This window comes from Methylobacterium sp. Leaf91 (assembly GCF_001422815.1).
Classification (GTDB): domain Bacteria; phylum Pseudomonadota; class Alphaproteobacteria; order Rhizobiales; family Beijerinckiaceae; genus Methylobacterium.
The window spans coordinates 165,071-182,801 of sequence record NZ_LMMP01000050.1 but is presented as its reverse complement, the minus strand read 5'-3'; the positions used below and the strand labels follow the sequence as shown (position 1 = coordinate 182,801).

The following is a 17,731-nucleotide window of genomic DNA, read 5'->3' as shown; positions in this document are numbered from 1 at the left end:
CGGGGTTATTCGATGACGATGCGCGGCGCAGCGCGGGGCGCGGGCCCGCCGGTGAGGTTGGCCCAGAGCTGCGCGGCGATGCCGCGATAGACCTTCGCGTGCGGCCCGTCCGGGTCCACCGCCACCACGGGACGGCCGGAATCGGAGGTCTCGCGGATGGTCATGTCGAGCGGGACCTCGCCGAGGAACGGCACGTCGAGCCGCGCCGCCTCTTCGCGGGCGCCGCCATGGCCGAAGATGTGCGAGGCATGGCCGCAATTCGGGCAGATGAAGGTCGCCATGTTCTCGATGACGCCGAGGATCGGCACCGAGACCTTGCGGAACATCGTCACCCCGCGCCGCGCGTCGATCAGCGCGAGATCCTGCGGCGTCGACACGATGACGGCCCCGGAAAGCGGCGTCGCCTGGGCCATGGTGAGCTGGGCGTCGCCGGTACCGGGCGGCATGTCGACCACGAGGATGTCGAGCTCGCCCCAGGCGACCTCGCGCAGCATCTGGGTGATGGCCGACTGCACCATCGGGCCGCGCCAGATCATCGCCGTCTCGGGCTCGATCAGGAAGCCGATGGACATGACCTTGATGCCGTAGCCGTCCATCGGCGCGAGCAGGCGCTCCTCGATCACCTTCGGCTTGCCGGACAGGCCGAACAGCTTGGGCACCGAGGGGCCGTAGATATCGGCATCGAGCAGCCCGACCTTCAGCCCCTGCGCTGAAAGAGCGAGGGCGAGGTTGCAGGCGGTGGTGGACTTACCGACGCCGCCCTTGCCGGAGGCGACCGCCACGATGTGGCGCACGCCCGGCAGCGCAGGGCCGGTGCGGGGAGGGGCGGGTCGTCCCGGCTGAGGCGGTTGCGGTGCCGCGGCCTGGGTCGGAGGGGCGGGCTGGTTCGGGCCGCGCTCCGAGGTCAGGCTCGCGAATACGCCGGAGACGCCCGCCATGGCCAGGACGGTGCCCTCGGCCTTGCGCCGGACCGGCTCGAAACGCTCAGCCTCGCTCGGGTCGATCAGGATCGAGAACATGACCCGGTTGGTGGGGTCGACCACCACCTGGGACAGGCGGCCCGATGCGGGCAGCGTGGTCCCGCCGGCATCGACGGTGACGGCGGATAGCGCCTTGAGCACGTCGTCGCGAGTGATGGCCAAGATGTTTCTCCAGGCAAGACTAATGGGCGGGCGGCCCGAACGTTACCCTGCATGTAACCGACGGCAATCAGAACGCCAGACCCGTTGCGGTCTCACCCCGCCGATATGCACGGAGCGGGCGGCTTCAGCGGCGGCGCTCGGGCGGGATGGCGATGAGGTTGCACCGCTCCATCGGGCCCCTGACCACCGACCCGTCGCCGCGCCGATACATCCCGTTGCGGAGATGGCGGCATCCGGGCGGGCCGGGGAGACGCTTCACCCGCTGGATATGGACGCTGCCGTAGCGCCGGTTCGAGAAATCGTGGCCGCCGATCCGCACACCGGGACCGAAGCGTACTTGCGCCGCGACGGGCGCGGTGAGGAGGGGAAGGGAGCAGGCCGCACCCAGGAGCAGGTTGAGGATTCCCCGGATCGGGACGGGCAAAGACATTCTTCCTCTTCTCCGAACGGTGCTGAACCAAGCGAGCCCTGGCCCGTTGTGAGTGCAGCCTTCAGGGCCGGCCCGCGACCGGGAAAGCCGTGCCCTGAGACGGACGACAGATCTTCAGGAGACCCGTTTCATGCATCAAGGCAACCACCGCGACCACGAGGGCGCGAAGAAGCTGTTCGAACTCGTCAAGGACATCAAGGTCGCGATGATGACCACGGCGGATCAGGACGGGAAGCTCTACAGCCGCCCGATGTGGAGCCAGGATACCGACGAGAACGGCGACATCTGGTTCTTCACCAAGCTGCACTCGCCCAAGACCGCTGAGATCAGCAAGGACAACCAGGTCAACCTCGCCTATTCCGACCCGTCGAGCCAGACCTACGTCTCCATCGCCGGCAAGGCCGAGATCGTCACCGATCAGGCCCTCGTCGACGAGAAATGGAGCGAGAGCATGAAGACCTGGTTCCCCAACGGCAAGGACGACCCGGAAGTCGCACTCATCCGCATCCACCCGGAGAAGGGCGAGTATTGGGACAGCCCCAACGCCACGGCCCTGCACATCTACGGCTACGTGAAGGCCGCCCTCACCGGCGAATCGCCCAAGACCGAGACCAAGAAGGTCGATCTCGCCTGATTTTTTGATGGGACGGACAGTGGGGCGGTCATCCGAAGCCGGGTGGCCGCCCTTCTGCGTTTTCCACCGTACGCCTCCCTCTGCCGCGAGACTGCGCGCGGGACCCTCCTCCCCAGCGAATCTCGGGCCTGCCCGAGATCCGTCGAGCCTGTGGGGAGGAGTTGGAGGTGGGGGTGGTTGGGCGACCCTCAGCCGGTGGAGGCTGGCGGAGCCACCCCCACCCCTGACCTCTCCCCACAAGGGGGAGAGAGACCCGCGATTCACCTCACCCGTCTGCGAATAAACGCGACGGGCCGAACCGTCCAGTCGCCATCAGGTCCCCGCCAATCACCGGGTGAACGATTGACTCGCGCCCGAGGCCCGTGCGCTCTTCGCCGGCGAGCGGGCGCCCGGGTCCCGCGCCGGATCCCTCCCGACCATGCTCGATCTCGCGACGCGGGTTTACAACCACAATTTCAAGATCGACCCGATCATCCGGTCGCTGCTCGATACCGATTTCTACAAGCTCCTGATGGCGCAGACGATCTTTCGCCGCCATCGCGACGCCGACGTGACCTTCGGCATCCAGAACCGCAGCCGCTCCGTCCGCATCGCCGATTTCGTCGATGTGGGGGAATTGCGCGAGCAGCTCGATCACGCCCGCACCGTTCGCCTGAGCCGGGGGGAATCGACCTGGCTGCGCGGCAACACCTTCTACGGCAACCGCCAGATGTTCTCGGCCGATTACATGGATTGGCTCGAAGGCTTCCGCCTGCCGGAATACGAACTCGAGGCGCGCGACGGACAATACGTTCTCACCTTCCACGGTCCCTGGATCGAGACCACGATGTGGGAGGTGCCGGCGCTGGCCATCCTCAACGAGCTGCGCTCGCGTGGGGTTCTGCGCGGGCTCGGCAAGTTCGAGCTGCAGATCCTCTACGCGCGGGCGATGACGAGGGTCTGGGAGAAGATCGAGCGGCTGAAATGCCTGCCGGGCCTCTCCATCGCCGATTTCGGCACTCGACGCCGCCACGGTTTCCTGTGGCAGGATTGGTGCGTCGAGGCGATGCGCGAGGGCCTCGGCGAGGCCTTCCTCGGCACGTCGAACTGTCTCATCGCCATGCGCCGCGAGGTCGAGGCGGTGGGCACCAACGCCCATGAACTGCCGATGGTCTACTCGGCCCTCGCCGAGGACGACGAGGCCCTGGCCCAGGCGCCCTACGACGTGCTGCGCGACTGGCAGCAGGATTACGCCGGCAACCTGCTGGTGATGTTGCCGGACACCTACGGCACCACCGGTTTCCTGGCCCATGCGCCCGAATGGATGACGGCCTGGACCGGGATCCGCATCGATTCGAAGGACCCGATCGAGGGCGGCGAGGAAGCCATCGCCTGGTGGGCATCGCGCGGCTGCGATCCGGCCTCCAAGCTCGCGATCTTCTCGGATGGGCTGGATATCGAGACGATCGAGGCGATCCACGCGCATTTCCACGGGCGGATGCGCATCGGCTACGGCTGGGGCACCCTGCTCACCAACGATTTCCGCGGGCTGGTGCCCGATCACGGGCTCGATCCGATCTCCATCGTCTGCAAGGTCATCGCCGCCAACGGCCGGCCGACCGTGAAGATCTCCGACAACCCGTCCAAGGCCATCGGCCCCGCCGACGAGGTCGCCCGCTACAAGCGCGTCTTCGGCATCGGCGAGATGGCGGAGATGCCGGTCATCGTGTGAGGTTTGCCGAGAGCGGCCCTCATCCGGGCATGCGGGAGACGGGCGGCGTGCCGTCCGTCTCCCCTGTCAGGCGCGGAGGAAATCCGCGATCAGCGCCGGCGCCGCGGCGTCGAAGCCGACCACGTCGAGCATGCCGGCATCCGCCGGGTCGGCGATGCTGAAGCCGTTGGAGACGAGCCCCACGACCACGAGCTTGGCGTCGATCCCGGTCTTCCGCCGGTACGCGCGCAGGGCCTCCACCGGGTGGACCGGCCCCGCCCACGTCTCCGAGTCGGTGTAGACCACGAAGGCGTCGGCCTTGACGTTCCGCTCGAGGGCCCAGCGCATGGGCAACGAGCAATCCGTCCCGCCGAAGGGCAGGTCGGCCGTGGCCGCCACCGCCGCGTCGAGCCGCATCGACGGCCCGATCGGCAGCGCGGTCAGCGCCGTGCCCTCGTTCCGGCGTCGGCCGGCACCGGCCGTGAAGCCGACGACCTGGCAGTGCTCCTCGGTCGCCGCGGTGACGAGCGCCATCGCGGCGGCCGCCTCACGCGGGGTGAGCGAAGACCCGGCCACGCCTCCCGTCGCCATGGACCCCGACACATCGAGGGCCAGGACGAGACGCTTGCCGGTGGGCGTCACCGACGCGAACGCCGTGTAGAACGCGGCGTTCAGCGCCTCGACGATGGCGGCCACCGGCTCCCAGGAGAGCCGGCCGCGCTCACCGCGCCCCGACGCGTAGGTCTTGAGCGCCATGAGCAGCGCCATCGGATGGAGGCGCGCATCGAGGATGCGCGTCCGGTCCGACAGTACCGCCCGGACATGCTCGGTCCCCTCCGAGAAGGGGGCGAGCACGCCCGAAGCCGTGAGCCGCCCGAGGTGACGCACGAGGGCTCCCACCGGCATGCGCTCGATCAGCGCCTCGTTCACCGCCCGGCTCGTCATCAGCTCGGTCGGCAGCGCCTCCCACGGCAGGCCGTGCGTGCGGATCATCGCCGCGGCCGAAGCCCCGTTGACGCCCGGCGCCTGCACCGAGGCGAAGGCGTGGACGAGCGCCGGCGCCGCCTCGGCCAGGGTGCCGCGGCAGATCCAGTCGAACAGGGCGGCGCGATCCGGCTCGCCCGTCTCCGGATGAGCCAGCCGCAGCAGATCGCGGTGCGACCAGCCGTTGCGCGAACGATACTTCACCGCCTGGTAGGCAAGGGCCTCCACGGGGCGGGCGACATACCAGTCGGCCACCGCGCGGCGCAGGCCACGGCCCCAGCCGCGCATCGCCTCGACGGCGGACGCGAACTGGAACAGGTGCGTACCCGTGCGGCAGACGCGCGGAAGGGCGGCCAGAGCGGCCCGGCGGGTGGCGAGGGCATGCTCGCCCTCCGCCGAGGCGGCGAGCGCCAGGGCGAAGATCGCCGGATCCTGCTTCGGAGCCCGTCCGGCCTCGCTCACCGCCACGATGGCGGCGACCACGCGCGGGCCGTCTTCCGCGAGGCACCGCAGCACGGCCCGGGCATTGTCGCGCGTCAAAGCGACGGGGCCGGCATAGTACGAGCCGCCCTCGGAGCCGAGCACCAGGAAACGGTCGAGCCGCGTCCAGTCGCTCACCGGGAAGGCGTGTCCGCCGGCCGAGTTCGGCACGGTACGGGGAATGGGCTCCGACTGCGGATTGCGCCGGAGCGAGAACAGCTTGGCATAGGACATCATCGCTCGCTCCTTCCTCCACGGGGCCTCTTGCCCGGTGGTTCGTTGGGGCCGCGCGGGCATGGGTCGGTGGCAGGAGGGGTCTTTGCTCTACCGTCTGAGCTACGGGCATCGCTGCCCGGCGGGAGTCGAACCCGCGACACAAGACGTCGATAATCCTGCCGCGTCGGCCCGCGCGGCCGATGGGGTGATCCGCTCGCCGATCCGGGTCGGCCATGCGGGCATGTGTTCGAGGGACGGTGTCATGAGCTTCGGGACCGCGACGGCCCCGGCGGAATTCGAATCCGCAACCTCCGCGAGGCGAGCCCCGCGGCGCTCTACCGATAACCGTCCCCTGTCGGCCCGCACGGACCGCTCGGGTTCCAGCGCGGACGCTCGGACGCGAGCCAGGAGGCTCGCACCGCGCGAAGGCGACGGAAACGTCGACGATGAGGGATTGTCGGTGAATCCGGCCTATGGCCGCGCGGACATGGTCGAGGCGAACGGATCGGCCGCGAGGCCGTCGGGGGGTCGAACCCCAGGGCTCGAAAGCCCTTCATCCCAAAGATAACCGTTCGTCAGCGGCCCGCGCGGAGCGCCGGATCACAGACGGGTCGGTCGCCGGCTTTCGCCCCCGAGACAGGCGAACGCGGCGACGCTTAGGTCGACTTTCTTCATGCGTTGCTCCGTCCGTGGCATGGACCGAATGGCGAGGGACGCGGACATGTCGAATGGGGCTCGGGCGGTTTCACATGAGAGGTGATAACCGAGCCCCCGCCGGCCCGCGCCGGTGAGGCAATCTGGTCTGCCGGTCATGAACGATCGAGGACGACTGGGCCTCGAGGCCACCACGGCTCGCGACCGCGGACGTCGGAAATGGTGCGATAACCCTCGATCACCGGCCCGGCAGGCCGATGGCGGGGTGATTAGAGTTGCGCTCCGGTCCAGTCAAGCCGAAACTTGAAAAATCTTACAGTTCGGTCCATCTCCTTCGCATGATCACATCCGCTCAGATCCGCGCCGGGCGCGGGCTGCTGAAATGGACGCAAGGGACGCTCGCGGCGCGGGCCTCCCTCTCCATCGTCACTCTCAACATGATCGAAAGCGACCAGGTCGCCCCGCGCAACCGGACGCTCGACGCCATCCGCAACGCCCTCGAAGGGGAGGGCGTCCGTTTCATCGGCAACGAGGACGAAGGGTTCGGGGTGATGCTGCGGGCGCGGCCGGCACGGGCCGCATGAGCCGCCGCATCGATCTCAACGCCGATCTCGGCGAGGGCTACGGGCCCTACACGCTCGGCGACGACACGGCGCTCCTCGATCTCGTCACCTCGGCCAACGTCGCCTGCGGCTTCCATGGCGGCGATCCTTCGATCATGGTCGCCACCGCCTCGGCGGCGCGGGCGCGCGGCGTGTTTATCGGCGCCCATCCGGGATTTCAGGATCTTCGCGGTTTTGGACGTCGCGTCATCGCCGAGAGCGCGGGGGAGATCGAGGCCGGGGTGGCCTACCAGATCGGCGCGCTCCAGGCCTGTGCGGCCCTCGGCCATCATCGCGTCACCCATGTGAAGGCGCACGGAGCCCTCGCCAACCTGTCGAACGCCGATGCGGATGTGGCGAAGGCTCTCGCGCGGGCGGTCCTCGCCGTCGACCGGACCCTGCCCCTGGTGGTGATGCCGGAACTCGCGGCCGAGCGCGCGGCGCTAGATGCCGGTCTCGCCGTGGTGCGGGAAATCTATGCCGACCGGGCCTATGAAGAGGACGGGCAACTCTGCGCACGCTCGCGGCCCGGAGCCGTCATCCACGATGCGGCCGAGGCGGCGGCGCGGGTCCGCCGCATGGTGGAGGAGGGGGCGGTGATCACCCTGTCCGGCCAGCGGATCGCGGTGTCCATCGACACGATCTGCGTCCATGGGGATACGCCACGAGCGGTGGAGACGGCGCGCGCGGTCAGGCTCGCCCTCGAAGAAGCGGGCTTCGCACTGGCCGCGTTCAACGCCGCCTGATTCCAGAATGAATGCAAAGCTTGCAGGAAGCAGGGATCGTTTCCCGTCGATACTCCGTTCCTCATGGCGATTACGCTGGCGAGATTGCCGCGACATCGTGTGCGTAGCGTTGAGACGGAACCGACATGGCGACACCCACCCCGGCTGAAGCCGCATCGCCGCAGGCGCCGAAGGCGGGGTCCGCGGGTGCCAAGAGTTCCACGAGTGGCAAAACCGGCATCTCCCGTGCGACGCCACTGCGGGATCCGATGCTGCCGCCCCGGGCAACGCGCATCGCGGCGGCCGAATCGCTCCCGCCCTCGCTGGTTTCGCCCCTCATCGTCACCGCGCTGATCGTCTCCGGCCTCTATATCGGCCGCGACGTCCTCATTCCCATCGCCATCGCGGTCCTGCTCTCCTTCGTGCTGGGCCCCATCGTCTACCTGCTGCGGCGCCTGCGCTTCGGACGATTCCTGTCGGTGGCGACCTCCGTCGTCATGGCGCTCGGGGTCGCGGCGGCTTTGGCCACCCTCATCGGCGTCCAGCTGGCGGATCTGGCCAAGGATGTGCCCCGCTACCGCGCGACCATCGAGCAGAAGGCCGAGGGCCTGCGCGACAGCCCGGCCGGGCGGATGGCCGAGTACGTCGCCAATATCGGCCGGACCATGCATCAGGGCGGGGAGGAGAGCACGAAGCCCGAGACTCCGAAGCCCGAGGCCGGGAAGCCCAACGCTCCGCCGCCCGAGAAACCGGTCCTCGTCGAGATGAAGGAGCGGGCGCCGGACCCGCTGGCGCTGGCCAACACCATCCTGTCGCCGATCCTGCATCCGCTGGCCACCATCGGCATCGTCTTCATCGTGCTGCTGTTCCTGCTGATGCAGAGGGAGGATCTGCGCGACCGCATGATCCGCCTCGTCGGGTCGAGCGATCTCCACCGGACCACCGTGGCGATGGACGATGCCGCGCGGCGTCTCAGCCGCTACTTCCTGGTGCAGCTCGCGCTCAACGCCGCCTTCGGCGTGGTGATCGGGATCTGTCTCTACATCATCGGCGTGCCCAACCCGGCCCTATGGGGCATCTTCTCGGCGCTGATGCGGTTCGTGCCCTATATCGGCGCGGCCCTGGCGGCCCTGTTCCCCCTGGCGCTGGCGGCGGCGGTCGATCCCGGCTGGTCGATGGTCATCGCCACGCTGGCGGTGTTCCTCATCCTCGAACCACTGACGGGGCATGTCATCGAGCCGATGCTTTATGGCCAGTCCACCGGCATGTCGCCCTTCGCCGTGCTGGTCTCGGCGCTGTTCTGGACATGGCTGTGGGGACCCGTCGGCCTGCTGCTGTCGACGCCGCTCACCGTCTGCCTCGTCGTTCTCGGCCGCCATGTGGACAAGCTCGAATTCCTCGACGTGCTGTTCGGCGACCGGCCTGCCCTGACCCCGGTGGAGAACTTCTACCAACGCATCCTCGCCGACGACCCGGAAGAGGCCGAGGAGCATGCCGAGCTGATCCTCAAGGAGTGCTCACTCTCCTCCTATTACGACGACGTGGTGCTGAAGGGCCTGGAACTCGCTGCCCGTGACGCGGCCCGCGGCGTGCTCACCCCGGAGCAGAAGAACGATATCCGGGACACGGTCGCGGTTCTCATCGCCGGGCTCGACCGCCGGGAGACCGAGGTGCCCGACGACGACTTCGCCATTCCCGAGGACATCCCCGAGGCCTGGAAGCAGGACGGTGCGGTCCTGTGCGTGACGGGGCGCAGCTTCGTCGACGAATCGGCCTGCTCGATCCTGGCCCAACTCCTGAGCAAGCGCGGCATCGGCACGCGAATCGTGCCCTTCTCCGATGTGGCGCGAGCCCAGATCGACAGTTTCGATCCCGGCCCGGCCCGGATGATCTGCATCGTGTCGCTCGCCATCAGCGGGGAGCCGACGCATCTGCGCCGCCTCGTCGGGCGGCTGAAGCGGCGCATGCCGGACCTGCCCATCGTCGTCGGCCTGTGGCAGGCGGATCACGAGATCCTCAACGACGAAGGTCAGCGCGCGGCGATCGGCGGCGACGTGCACGTCTCGTCCCTCGATTCCACATTGCAGGCCGTCCTCGCCCAGGCCGGCACGATTGTGGGGGCCGACAAGGCGGGCTCGTCCGCGCCCGAGCCACCGCCATCGGCCCCCGTCACGGCCGCCCTGGCGACCTGACGGAAGAGGCGCTCCGTTGCGGTCGAAAGGCCGGGCGATGGCGGTCGAACCACCGGGGTCATGGCGGTCGTTCGGGGCCTATCGGGCTTGACGCGGCCGGCCCATCGTCGCTTCCGTGGCGGACACGGTTCGGACAGGAGGCCCGTCGATGAGCGTCGTCGATCTCGCACGGTTCATGGAAGATCTCGCCACCGAGTCGGGTCAGGCCATCCTGCCCTTCTTCCGCGCTTCGTTCGGCATGGACGACAAGGGCAGGGGCACCGGCGCCTTCGATCCGGTCACCGAAGCCGATCGGGCGGCGGAGACCATCCTGCGCGGCCGGATCAGGAGCACCTTCCCCACCCACGGCATCGTCGGCGAGGAGTTCGGCTCCGACCATGCGGATGCCGAATGCGTCTGGGTCCTCGACCCGATCGACGGCACTCGCGCCTTCATCACGGGGCTCCCCACCTGGGGAACGCTAATCGGCCTGCTCCATGACGGCGTGCCGGTGCGCGGGCTGATGAACCAGCCCTATCTCGGCGAGCGCTTCGTGGGCGATGGAGCCAGTGCCACGTTCCACGGCATTCGCGGCCCGCGCAAGCTCATGACCCGCCGCTGCGAGCGCCTCGCCGATGCGCTGCTCGCCACCACGGACCCGCGCCTGTTCGCGCCGGGCGACGAGCAGGATCGCTTCCAAAGCATCGAGGGCGCGGTGCGGATGTCGCGCTACGGCACCGATTGCTACGCCTATTGCATGCTCGCGGCGGGGCAGATCGACCTCGTGGTGGAGGCCGGCTTGAAGCCGCACGACATCGTCGCGCTGATCCCGATCATCGAGGGTGCCGGCGGCGTCATCACCGCCTGGGATGGAAGTTCGGCCGCGAAGGGCGGCCGCATCGTCGCCGCCGGGGACGTCCGGCTACACGCCGCGGCCCTGCGCCACCTCAACCCGTGAAGTCCTGAACCGCGCGGGTTCTAGGGCAGCATCGCGGCAGCGGCTGACCGCCCCGTATCGGCGTGCTCCACTCGCGACGGCGTGACCACCGTCCCCGGTACGAAGGCATCGAAAGCCGCCCAGAAATCATCCCGGATCGCGTCACGCTCCGAGAGGATCTCATGCCGGGCATCGGGCAGGACGAGGAGAAACCCGGAGGAAAGGCGGCCAACGAACCGTTCCGTGATGGCGGTATCGCAAACAGGGTCGGCGCCAGCGCCGATCACGAGGATCGGGATGCGGATCGAGGCGGCCTTTCGCGGATCGGCGAGTTTCTCCATCGCCCTGAACGCACCGACGATCCAGGCCACGCTCGGGTCGCCCACGGCGCCAGTGCCCACCGCCCGGGCCGCCTGGGCATTGCGTTCATAGCGGGCGGGATCACCCGAGAGTCGGTTTCCCGCAAACGGTTTCGTCGCCATCGAGGTCGGTTTGCCGAACGGGATATAACTGCGCCCGAGCCCCAGCGCATGCAGCAGACGGGCGAGAAAGAAGGACGCCGCCGGGAAACGGATCATCCGGATCGACAACATCGGTGCCACGGTGACTAGTCGGGCGAAGGGGAGCCATCCGTCCATCGCACCGGTCAAAGCCACGGCGCCCCCCATTGAATGGGCGAGGCCCATATGCGGATGCGGCATCAACGGCCGTAGGATCGCTTCCTCTATCGCTTTGAGATCGTGGCGATAATCGTCGAACCGTGCGACGTGGCCACAATGCGCATCGGTGACTTGCCGCTGCGATTCACCCTGACCACGCCAATCGAAGGCTACGACCGCGAAGCCGCGCCGGCGCAGATCCGTGATGGTTTCGTAGTACTTTTCGATGAACTCGGCCCGGCCCTGAAGCAGGCACACCGTCCCTTTGGCGAGGCGCGTTGTGGGGCGCCAGTGAACCGCCCTCAGCCGTACTCCGTCATCCGTCTGAACAGAGACCAGTGTTCCCCCCGGGGGAACTGGATTTCCGGGGGTGGAAGCAAGGCTCAGCATGGGCGGGGTCCGAACAAGAGGAGCAGCATCAAAATTTCCATGCAACGGGGTTATCCAAACTCTTGAAGCCTATCGCCACGCCTCCGATATTGGAGGAGCGCCGGCCGATACGGCGGCGCAATAGTCCGGCCCTTTGGGCGGACGATAACGTTACATGTTGCTTCCTACGGAGAATATGTCATGCGCCAGTTCGATCTTGCTCCCCTCTATCGTTCTACTGTCGGCTTCGACCGTTTGTTCTCGGCCCTCGATCAGTTCGTGAGCGCCGACGCGGTCCCGACCTACCCACCCTACAACATCGAGCGCACAGGCGAGAACGCTTACCGCATCACGGTCGCGGTAGCAGGCTTCACCGAAGCAGACCTTACCATCGAGGTGAAGGAAAACGCTCTCTCGCTCAAGGGTGAGCGCAAGCCGGATGCCAGCCGAAAGGTCGAGGTTCTGCATCAGGGCATCGCCGCCCGTGGCTTCGAGCGTCGGTTTCAGCTTGCCGATTACGTGCAGGTGACGGGCGCGGCCCTGGAGAACGGGTTGCTCCATATCGATCTCGTCCGCGAGATTCCGGAGGCCAAGAAGCCTCGCCAGATCCAGATCGCCACGTCGGCTGCCGCCAAGGCACCCGTGATCGAGGGTCAGGTGCAAGAAGCGGCCTAATCGATCGTCTTCTGATGGAGAGCGCCCCGATCCCCTGGTCGGGGCGCTCTTGCGTGTCAGAACCCGTCGAACCGGTCTCCTCGGCCGGGCTCCCTGCATCGATAGCCAATGAAGCAATCCGGCGTGTCGCGCGTGGGCGCATAGGCGGGGATTGTGATCTCGGTCACTTCGCAAGCACCCCGGTCACGCACGAAACGGTCATAGGTCGCTCCACCCGTCCCAAGAACGATGCCGCGGTTGCGCGACACGACGGATCGGGCCTCTGGGCACGTCATATCGAGTGTGGATGCCCGTTGCGCGATAGCCGGCGAAGCGACGCCGATCGCGGCACACATGCCGCAGATGAAATTGAAGACCCTCGCCACAATCCAATGCCCCCGCGTTCGACGACGCAAAAGCGCCGTCCGACCAGGGTAACTCGAAGCCGATCAGCCAAGTTTCACAGGGGCTTCACAGGTCTCCGAAGGCGAGTTGTCCCTGTGGGCTCTGCCTAGGACGAGCGGCTATCGGCCGGTCCTTACGGACCGTAGGCTTCGGCGCGGTTCGCTGCGTTTTCGGCTCGCCGCGCATCCTAGCCTTTGCCTTGTCGCGGGCTACGGCTTCGGGAGCCTGCGGATCCTCGTTCAGCCACTTGCCGCGCTTGATGACCTCGTTGACCCGTCCCTGGTTCACGCCGACCTTGAAGGCGATCTCCTGCTGGGTCATTCCCGTGGAAGCGTGAAGGTCGAGGATGGCCCGAGCCAGTTCCGGTGTCATCTTCTGCCCCGTGAGGCGTCTCGCCGGCTTGATCGTCCGGGTCGCTCGATCGCGCTCGCGCAGGCGCTGCAGCAGGGCCAGCGCCATGTTCATACCCTGCTCTCGCAGGGCCTCCTCGAATTCCTTCAACGTCGCCATCGTCGGCTTCCTCGTTGCCGTCGCGGGCGGACCTTAGGACCTGCCCGCCACCGAGAGAACGATCGGGCATGCGCCAAGGTTGCGACGGACGCCATCGGTCGATTGAGCATGGTTGAGCCGGTACAGGGCCGATGACAACCGGGTGAAGACTTCATCCACTACTAATCCGCCGCACGTCACTCTCGGTAGCGTCGTTGTTCCAGCGCGCGTCATCGCCCGTGAAGGGACCGACTCGTACTCATTCCGTAGTGACTGGTCCTTCCGTCTTACCTTTGACGGCCAACCCTTGGCGGAAAGCCCGGGCTTCGGCTAAACCGCGCGACACACGCGGCTTTCGAGGACGCTTCCCCAATGATCAGCCCGATCCTTTCCGTCGCCCGCGACGGGTCAGCGCCCGGCGCTCCCTCCCTCGTCGAAGCCTTGGAGAACGGGTCGGTCCTGGTCTTCCACGACGAGGACTTCCCGTTCAGCGATTTCGAGAAGCGCTTCGTCGAACGACCCTTCGCTGACGGCAAGGCCAAGAATGTGAACATCCGCGGCAAGGAGGCCGCCCTGAGAGGTGCCGCCGGGACGCCGGAGGAACAGGAAGCGCTGCGTCAGCTTCTCATCCGCTACAAGGCCTTCGCCCAGGGGCTCATCGACCGCCATCTGCCGGCCTATACCGGCAAAGTCACGCTGGCTGGCACCTCCTACCGTCCGTTCGAGGTGGATCAACGCAAGCTCAGTTGGCGCCGCGACGACACCCGTCTGCATGTGGATGCCTTTCCGTCGAATCCGATCGGCGAGAAGCGCATCCTGCGTATTTTCCGCAACATCAACCCCAACGGCCAACCGCGCCTGTGGCGGGTAGGCGAAGATTTCGGCTCGATGGCTGAAAAATTCTTGCCGCGCTTGCCGGGCTACTCGCCGCTATCCGCGCGGCTGTTGGCCACGCTGCGTATCACCAAGGCGCGCCGCTCCGAATACGACCACCTGATGCTTCATCTCCATGACGCGCTCAAGCAGGACATGGAGTACCAGCAGAAAGGTCCCCAGGCTGATGTGCAATTTGCACCGGGCCAGACCTGGGTGACGTTCTCGGACCTCGTCATGCACGGCGCCATGGGCGGCCGCTACATGCTGGAACAGACGGCCTACCTGCCCGTCACGAGCCAAGCGGATCCGGAACTCAGCCCACAGCGGATCCTTGCCAAGAAACTCGGCCGCAAACTGCGTTGAGATTTCACCGATACAGAAACCGAGTTTAGGGCCACGCCATGATCCTCGAAATCGCACAGATCGAAATCAAAGCCGGCATGGAAGCTGATTTCGAGGCGAACATCGCCAAGGCATCCGAAATCTTCAAGGTCGCCAAGGGATGCAGGAGCTTCGCTGTTCGTCGTTCCGTTGAGAAGCCGCAACGCTATCGACTGCTGATCGAGTGGGAGACCCTCGCGGACCATACAGAACTCTTCACGGGCTCGCAGGCCTGGAAGGATTACCGCGCCATGGTATCCCCTTTCTTCGAGGGACCGCCGAGCGTCGAGCATACGGAACTGACCTTGCAGGCGTTCTGACGTCCAGACCCGTCATGACCGGCGGCATCATGCCCCAAGGGGAACGGGCAGGAGGAGCAAGCTGCTGTCCGGCAGCAGTCCCGCATCATCCTAAGGAAAATGCGTATCGCGCGAACGTTCGAGCTTGCTCGAAGCCATCTCTCATTTCGTTGGAGGTCGAAATACGATCGGCTTCCTATCATCAGGATCCGATGATCGGGGTGGGTTAATAGATTTCTTTCACTCCCTGGCGCGCGGCTCGCGCAAAGCCTCCGCCACCGTGACAGCCGATCGCCGACTGCTTACTGAAGGATACCGTCCTCGACAGAGGCGGTCTTATCCGAAGCGTCCTTGCACAGGCGTCCATCGCCCATGATTCAGCGCCCCCTCCGCATCGGCACCCGCGGCAGCCCCATGGCTCTCGCGCAGACGGGAATGGTCCGCGACAAGATCGTGGCCGCAAATCCGGGGCTGGAAACGGAGCTGGTGGTGGTGAACACGGTCGCCGACCGCATCCTCGACCGCCCCCTGTCCGAAATCGGCGGCAAGGGACTCTTCACGAAGGAGCTTGAACAGGCCCTCTTCGCCGACGTGGTCGACGTGGCCGTGCATTCCATGAAGGATGTCGAAACCTGGCTACCCGAGGGGCTGGTCATCGCTTGCATCCTGGAACGGGACGATCCACGCGATGCATTCCTCTCGGCGCAAGCGGAGGGCTTTGCCGGCCTCGCACCAGGAGCGCGCGTGGGCACTTCTTCCCTGCGCCGGGCCGCCCAGGTTCTCATGCGCCGGCCGGACCTGCGCATCGTCCCCATGCGCGGCAACGCCAACACAAGAATGCGCAAGCTCCAGGAGGGCACATGCGAGGCGACGCTTCTGGCCCTCTGCGGTCTCGAACGCCTCGGCATGGCCGACATGGCACGAAGCGTCCTGTCCGTGGAGGAGATGCTCCCCGCCGTGGCCCAGGGCGCCCTCGGCATCGAATGCCGGGAGGTGGATTCCGATGTTCGAGCTCTGCTTGCCCCCCTCCGGTCCCCGACGGCCACGGCTGAACTCGATGCTGAGCGTGGCCTCCTTGCGGAGCTTGACGGGTCGTGCCGCACGCCCATCGCGGCCCTGGCACGGATCGACGGCGGGGTGCTGACCCTGAACGGCCTGTTGTTCCTGCCCGACGGCAGTGCTCATTGGGCGGTCCACCGCTCTGGCGCGGTATCCGATGCGGCCGGAATCGGACAGGACGCCGGCGCCGAGCTGAAACGTGCCGCTGGCGACACCTACGCCAAGCATCTGCAATAGCTTGGCGCACGCATCGGTCGCGGGAGCTTGGTATCCGGTCGGGCGCGGCATCTTCGCGCCTTGCGGACGGAAGAGGAACGGTTAATCGCTCGTCCGGTACTGTCTGTGTACAGTCTCATACACTTCTCGGCCTGAGAATACCGATGCATGAGGTCCGCACCGCCCTATCGCCCTGCTCAACCGTGCTGATCCGTCTCGACGGGGATCCCGCTGGTCTCGGAGAGTTCACGATCGAGCAAAATGGCGATGCAGCGCTGATCGCGAGCCTGCAGGCGCGTGTCGAGGAACAAGCCCGTTTCATCGACGCACAGGCAGTGTCCCTCGCCCATAGCCGGAAAATCTTCGAACGCGCCTCCGCCGTAGCCAAGATCGGAGTCTGGGAATGCCGCCTCGAAGATGAGGCACTGACCTGGACCGATGCCGTTTACAGGATGTTCGATCTACCGGTGGGCTCGCCGGTGGACCGCGAGACGACCCTGGCATGCTACAGCCCGGCGTCGCGCATCCGCCTCGACGCGCTCCGTAGCCAGGCCATCGCCGAACGCGGCGGCTTTACCCTCGACGCCGAAATTATGACCGTCGCAGGCAACCGCCGCTGGATCCGCCTGACCGCAACGGTGGAATGCGACAGCGGAATCCCGGTCCGTATCTTCGGCATGAAGCAGGACATCACCGAGGAGAAGATCCTCGCAGACCGGACCCGTTATCTCGCAGAGTTCGACACGCTGACGGGCCTGCCGAACCGCACCGTTTTCTACACTCGGCTCACAGCTATGGGCAGAATGGGAGCTTTGTTGCTCCTCGACCTCGACGGCTTCAAACAAGTCAACGACACATATGGCCATATGGCCGGTGATGCTTGTCTTACGGAGGTCGGGCGACGTCTTATGCAGACGTGCCGTCACACCGAGTTCGTGGCTCGTATCGGGGGGGACGAGTTCGGCATCGTGGTGGACGCCACCATCGATCCTCCCGACCTCGCCGTCTTGGCGGAGCGTATCATCGCTGCCATGGCGCCGCCCATCGCTTGGGGGCAGGGGACCTTCACGATCGGAGTGTCGATCGGCATCGCCATGATGGCACGCCACAAATCGGAAGACATCTTCGCCGAGGCCGACATGGCGCTGTATGCGGCCAAGGCGGAAGGACGGGGGACGTTCCGGCTAGCCCCTCCGGCAGAACACTTGTGACCGCTTCACGCTGATCCGTGGTGAGAAACGGATCTTGGCGGCAAGCCTCGCTCAGCCGCCATCATTCGGGCAAGCGCAACGATTTCGCGGATCTGGAACGGCTTGCGGACCGAAAGGCTTCCCCGAAGGGGCCTGCGGTCAAAATAAGCATTCGTCGATGCATAGATCACCGGGCGGTCGGGGCGAACCTCGCGGAAGGCAAGAGCCACCGTCCATCCGTCTATCATCCCCGCGAGATTGATATCGGTCAGCAACCAGTCGATATCGACGCCATGAATCCTGAGAAGCGTCAAGGCGTCTTCTCCGCTTGACGCGGCGACGACTGCGAGACCAGCGCGCTCGCACTGGATCGTCAACATATCCAGCAGAAGGAAATTATCCTCGACGATCAGAACTTTCGGTGTGCCACTCATTCCGGCCATCGACCCTATCCTACACCAACAAATGG

Annotated in this window: 18 protein-coding genes; 11 read left to right on the top strand and 7 right to left on the bottom strand. The window is 66.4% G+C overall.

What is annotated here, in order from left to right; all coding sequences use genetic code 11:
- Positions 1-5: 5 nt before the first annotated feature.
- Together ASF32_RS21890 and ASF32_RS21885 are read right to left on the bottom strand one after the other, a co-directional pair.
- Positions 6-1,142, bottom strand: a complete 1,137-nt coding sequence (locus tag ASF32_RS21890; RefSeq protein WP_056433588.1) for an Mrp/NBP35 family ATP-binding protein — start codon at positions 1,140-1,142, stop codon at positions 6-8.
- 124 nt (positions 1,143-1,266) lie between these two features.
- Complete coding sequence (locus ASF32_RS21885) at positions 1,267-1,572, bottom strand: hypothetical protein (RefSeq protein WP_200919221.1); 306 nt, start codon at positions 1,570-1,572, stop codon at positions 1,267-1,269.
- A gap of 130 nt (positions 1,573-1,702) precedes the next feature.
- On the opposite strand from ASF32_RS21885, the gene ASF32_RS21880 reads away from it, so the two are divergent.
- The gene (locus ASF32_RS21880; protein WP_056433585.1) at positions 1,703-2,206 is read left to right on the top strand and encodes a pyridoxamine 5'-phosphate oxidase family protein; all 504 of its coding nucleotides are present in this window, start codon (positions 1,703-1,705) and stop codon (positions 2,204-2,206) included.
- Between the two features lie 418 nt (positions 2,207-2,624).
- Positions 2,625-3,917 carry a nicotinate phosphoribosyltransferase gene (gene pncB, locus ASF32_RS21875; RefSeq protein WP_056433582.1) on the top strand — a complete coding sequence of 431 codons (1,293 nt, stop codon included), beginning with the start codon at positions 2,625-2,627 and terminating at the stop codon, positions 3,915-3,917.
- 66 nt (positions 3,918-3,983) lie between these two features.
- Here the strand turns inward: pncB and ASF32_RS21870 are convergent, their stop codons facing one another.
- Entirely contained in the window at positions 3,984-5,597 is a 1,614-nt protein-coding gene (locus tag ASF32_RS21870) for a TROVE domain-containing protein (RefSeq protein ID WP_056433579.1), read from the bottom strand.
- A 971-nt stretch (positions 5,598-6,568) separates the two neighbouring features.
- Here ASF32_RS21870 and ASF32_RS21865 point away from each other — a divergent pair.
- From ASF32_RS21865 to hisN, 4 genes are all read left to right on the top strand, one after another.
- Positions 6,569-6,814, top strand: a complete 246-nt coding sequence (locus tag ASF32_RS21865; protein WP_056433576.1) for a helix-turn-helix domain-containing protein — start codon at positions 6,569-6,571, stop codon at positions 6,812-6,814.
- A complete protein-coding gene (locus ASF32_RS21860) occupies positions 6,811-7,578 on the top strand; it encodes a 5-oxoprolinase subunit PxpA (protein WP_056433573.1) in 768 nt (255 codons plus the stop codon). Before ASF32_RS21865 ends, ASF32_RS21860 begins: the two co-directional genes overlap by 4 nt.
- A 248-nt stretch (positions 7,579-7,826) precedes the next feature.
- A complete protein-coding gene (locus ASF32_RS21855; protein ID WP_056433785.1) occupies positions 7,827-9,749 on the top strand; it encodes an AI-2E family transporter in 1,923 nt (640 codons plus the stop codon).
- A gap of 148 nt (positions 9,750-9,897) precedes the next feature.
- Positions 9,898-10,686: a histidinol-phosphatase gene (gene hisN / locus ASF32_RS21850; RefSeq protein WP_056433570.1), complete on the top strand. Its 789-nt coding sequence runs from the start codon at positions 9,898-9,900 to the stop codon at positions 10,684-10,686.
- Positions 10,687-10,706: 20 nt separating this feature from the next.
- Here the strand turns inward: hisN and ASF32_RS21845 are convergent, their stop codons facing one another.
- Positions 10,707-11,714, bottom strand: coding sequence for an alpha/beta hydrolase (locus ASF32_RS21845; protein WP_056433567.1), 1,008 nt, complete (start codon positions 11,712-11,714; stop codon positions 10,707-10,709).
- 180 nt (positions 11,715-11,894) lie between these two features.
- Here ASF32_RS21845 and ASF32_RS21840 point away from each other — a divergent pair, with 180 nt between their 5' ends.
- Positions 11,895-12,368, top strand: coding sequence for an Hsp20 family protein (locus ASF32_RS21840; protein WP_056433564.1), 474 nt, complete (start codon positions 11,895-11,897; stop codon positions 12,366-12,368).
- A 56-nt stretch (positions 12,369-12,424) separates the two neighbouring features.
- Here ASF32_RS21840 and ASF32_RS26720 read toward each other — a convergent pair whose 3' ends face one another.
- Both ASF32_RS26720 and ASF32_RS21830 read right to left on the bottom strand, forming a co-directional pair.
- Complete coding sequence (locus ASF32_RS26720) at positions 12,425-12,703, bottom strand: hypothetical protein (RefSeq protein ID WP_056433780.1); 279 nt, start codon at positions 12,701-12,703, stop codon at positions 12,425-12,427.
- Between the two features lie 115 nt (positions 12,704-12,818).
- The gene (locus ASF32_RS21830) at positions 12,819-13,262 is read right to left on the bottom strand and encodes a hypothetical protein (RefSeq protein WP_056433561.1); all 444 of its coding nucleotides are present in this window, start codon (positions 13,260-13,262) and stop codon (positions 12,819-12,821) included.
- A gap of 351 nt (positions 13,263-13,613) precedes the next feature.
- Between ASF32_RS21830 and ASF32_RS21825 the strand changes: the two genes are divergently transcribed.
- The 4 genes from ASF32_RS21825 (at position 13,614) to ASF32_RS21810 (ending at position 17,283) form a co-directional block, all read left to right on the top strand.
- Positions 13,614-14,480, top strand: a complete 867-nt coding sequence (locus ASF32_RS21825) for a Kdo hydroxylase family protein (protein ID WP_056433558.1) — start codon at positions 13,614-13,616, stop codon at positions 14,478-14,480.
- 38 nt (positions 14,481-14,518) lie between these two features.
- Positions 14,519-14,818, top strand: a complete 300-nt coding sequence (locus ASF32_RS21820; RefSeq protein ID WP_056433555.1) for an antibiotic biosynthesis monooxygenase family protein — start codon at positions 14,519-14,521, stop codon at positions 14,816-14,818.
- A 351-nt stretch (positions 14,819-15,169) separates the two neighbouring features.
- Entirely contained in the window at positions 15,170-16,093 is a 924-nt protein-coding gene (gene hemC, locus ASF32_RS21815) for a hydroxymethylbilane synthase (protein ID WP_056433552.1), read from the top strand.
- A 143-nt stretch (positions 16,094-16,236) separates the two neighbouring features.
- Positions 16,237-17,283 (top strand): diguanylate cyclase, encoded by a 1,047-nt coding sequence (locus ASF32_RS21810; RefSeq protein ID WP_056433549.1) that lies wholly within the window; start codon positions 16,237-16,239, stop codon positions 17,281-17,283.
- Positions 17,284-17,288: 5 nt separating this feature from the next.
- Here the strand turns inward: ASF32_RS21810 and ASF32_RS21805 are convergent, their stop codons facing one another.
- On the bottom strand, positions 17,289-17,696 hold the full coding sequence (locus ASF32_RS21805; protein ID WP_056433777.1) for a response regulator: 408 nt from the start codon (positions 17,694-17,696) through the stop codon (positions 17,289-17,291).
- Positions 17,697-17,731 lie beyond the last annotated feature (35 nt).